Genomic DNA, 3018 nt, shown 5'->3' with positions numbered 1-3018 from the left:
TCGGTGTCGGCTGCCGCTTCGCTCTAGACCGACCTACGGCAGGAGCACCTTCACCGGTCAACTTCTTCGGCCCCTGGTATGACACCCAAATCACCTTTCAGGAGACTTCCCCATGTTGAAGGCTGAGGTTCTGGTCGACCGCGACTTCGCGGTCGGAGCGACCGATCCGCGCCTGTTCGGCGCCTTCGTCGAACACCTTGGCCGCTGCGTCTACGGCGGCCTGTTCGAACCCGGCCACCCTGACGCCGACGAGCGCGGCTTTCGCCGCGACGTGATGGCGCTGGTCAAGGAACTGGCCCCGACGATCATGCGCTATCCCGGCGGCAACTTCGTGTCCGGCTATAACTGGGAAGACGGCGTCGGGCCGGTCGAGAACCGTCCGCGCCGGCTGGACCTCGCCTGGTTCTCGACCGAGCCGAACACCTTCGGCACCAACGAGTTCATCGACTGGTGCCGGGAGGCCGGGATCGAGCCGATGCTGGCGGTCAACCTCGGCACCCGAGGGGCAGACGCCGCCCGCCACTACCTGGAATACTGCAACCATCCCGGCGGGACGGCGCTGTCCGACCTCCGCCGCAGCCACGGCTGGGAACAGCCGCACGGCGTCAAGTTCTGGTGCCTGGGCAACGAGATGGACGGCCCGTGGCAGATGGAGCGGAAGACCGCGACCGAATACGCCCGCATCGCCACCGAGACGGCGAAGATGATGAAGTGGACCGACAACTCGGTCGAACTGGCGGTCTGCGGCTCGTCGGCCCGCAACATGCCGACGTTCGGCGAGTGGGAATACACGGTCCTCGACCACACCTTCGACCATGTCGAGTTCATTTCCCTGCACACCTACTTCAACAACTACGCCCACGACACGGCGGCCTTCCTGGCCAGTCCCGACCTGATGGACAGCTTCATCGACGAGGTCGTGGCGATCGCCGACGCTGTCGCGGCGAAGCGGCGGTCGTCCAAGCGCATCATGCTCAGCTTCGATGAATGGAACGTCTGGTACCGCACGCGCGGCAAGGGCGAGGGCCGGGCGAAGCCGGGCTGGCCGGAAGCGCCGCAGATCCTGGAAGAGATCTACACGATGGAGGACGCGCTGACCTTCGGCGGCGCCTGCATCTCGCTGCTCAACCACGCCGACCGCGTCAAGTCGGCCTGCCTCGCCCAGCTGGTCAACGCCATCGCCCCGATCATGACGGAAACCGGCGGTCCGGCCTGGCGGCAGACGATCTTCCACCCCTTCGCCCAGATGAGCAACCTGGGACGCGGCAACGTCCTGCGCTCCAAGGTGACCTCGCCGACCTATTCCGCCCGCTACTACGACCCGCGCGGGAACGAGGAGCTGTACTACCCGATGCCGGAAGTCCCTTATGTCAAGGTGGCGAGCGTCCATAACGAGGACGACAGGACGCTGACCCTGTTCGTCCTGAACCGCCACCTGGACGAGTCCATCACCCTCGACCTGGACGCCAGGGGCTTCAACGACTTGACGCTGGACCACGCGCTGGAACTGCGCCACGACGACCTTCAGATCGCCAACACCAAGGAGGCTCCGGATACGGTCAGTCCGGTGGCGCTCGACGGCGTGCAGGTCCGGGGAGGCCGGGTGCAGGCGACGCTGGCCCCGGCGTCCTGGAACGTCATCCGGCTGAAGACGCAGAACTGACGGCGCAGTCTCCGGGATCGTCGCCCAGGCACGCGAACCAGCTTCGCGTCGCCTGGGCGATGGTGTCGGGGTTCCACAGCGGCGCCTCGCGCCAGTAGTCGATATCGTTCAGGACCCGGCGAACGCCTTCCTCGAAGGAGATCCTGGGCTGCCAGCCGAGTTCAGACGTGATGCGGCCGATATCGGCCCAGGTGCAGTCCGGTTCGCCCGGCCGCTTCGGGATATGGACGGTATCGCCGCGCAGCAGTTCCACCAGCCGGTTGACGGTCTGCGGATTGCCGGCGCCGACGTTGTAGACCCGGCCCGAACGCTCGGTTTCCGCCGCCGCCAGGAAGGCTTCGGCGATGTCGGAGGCGTAGAGGAAGTCGCGGCTCTGCATCCCGTCGCCGACGACCGTGAACGGCTTGCCGGCCAGCTTCTGGCGCAGGAACACGCCGAAGACCGCGCCGTAGGCGCCCGAGGTGCGGGAGCGGATGCCGTAGGCGTTGAAGTTGCGGATCGAGTTGGCCGGCAGCCGGTAGACCTGATGCCAGTGCAGGACCGCCTGTTCGCCCTGATACTTGCTGAGCGCGTAGGGATACTGCGGCTGGATCGGATGATCCTCGGCCGTCGGCGTCGCCGCCAGCCCGTAGCAGGACGACGAGGCGGCGTAGACCAGCTTGGCGACGCCGGCGGCGCGGGCGCATTCCAGCACCTGGACGGTGCCCTGGACGTTGGTGGACATGTAATCGATCGGCCGCTCGATCGACGGCACGATGTCGCCGATGCCGGCGAAGTGGAAGACGTAGCGGGCATCCTTGAACAGGTGATGTCCCGGCTCCAGCGCGCGGATATCGATCTTTTCGAACGACAGGTTGGGATCGGCGGCGTGATGGGCGAGGTTGGCTTCCCGCCCGCCGACCAGATTGTCGATCACGCGCACGGCGTAGCCGCGCTCCAGCAGCAGGTCTACCATATGGCTGCCGATGAAGCCGGCCCCGCCCGTGACGACGGCGACAGGGAGAGCCGGAAGGCTGGCGGAAGAAGGATTGGTCATGCCGCGTGCAGCCTCTTCATGGTGCGGATATTGTAGTACCAGTCGTCCGACATGCTGTCCGGCAGGGCGCCCTCGCGGAATGCCCGGCACAGGTCGCGCACCGCGTCCTCGACGGTGTGGCGGGGTTTGAAGCCCAGCACCCGGAAGATCTTGTCGGAATTGATGTGGTAGGATCGCAGGTCGTCGGACGGCGTCGTGACGATGTCGATATCGGCGCGGCCGGGAAACTCCTCCGCGACGACGCGCTTCACCAGACCGGCGATGTCCCGGATGGTCAGGTTCTCGGTGCCGCAGTTGAAGATCTGGTTCGCGACCAGTT

Annotated in this window: 2 protein-coding genes and 1 pseudogene; 1 reads left to right on the top strand and 2 read right to left on the bottom strand. The window is 66.1% G+C overall.

What is annotated here, in order from left to right; genetic code table 11:
* Positions 1 to 112 precede the first annotated feature (112 nt).
* Positions 113 to 1663 (top strand): arabinosylfuranosidase ArfA, encoded by a 1551-nt coding sequence (arfA, locus tag AC5JJ6_RS06575; RefSeq protein ID WP_496041269.1) that lies wholly within the window; start codon positions 113 to 115, stop codon positions 1661 to 1663.
* On the opposite strand, the gene AC5JJ6_RS06570 is transcribed toward arfA, so the two are convergent.
* Together AC5JJ6_RS06570 and AC5JJ6_RS06565 are read right to left on the bottom strand one after the other, a co-directional pair.
* Positions 1638 to 2699, bottom strand: a complete 1062-nt coding sequence (locus tag AC5JJ6_RS06570; protein ID WP_496041268.1) for an NAD-dependent epimerase/dehydratase family protein — start codon at positions 2697 to 2699, stop codon at positions 1638 to 1640. The genes arfA and AC5JJ6_RS06570 overlap by 26 nt on opposite strands.
* Positions 2696 to 3018, bottom strand: a pseudogene (locus tag AC5JJ6_RS06565) (SDR family NAD-dependent epimerase/dehydratase); the annotation flags it as partial. The pseudogene AC5JJ6_RS06565 and the gene AC5JJ6_RS06570, both read right to left, overlap by 4 nt.

The organism is Skermanella sp. (assembly GCF_059503625.1).
This window is presented reverse-complemented; position numbering and strand designations above follow the sequence as displayed.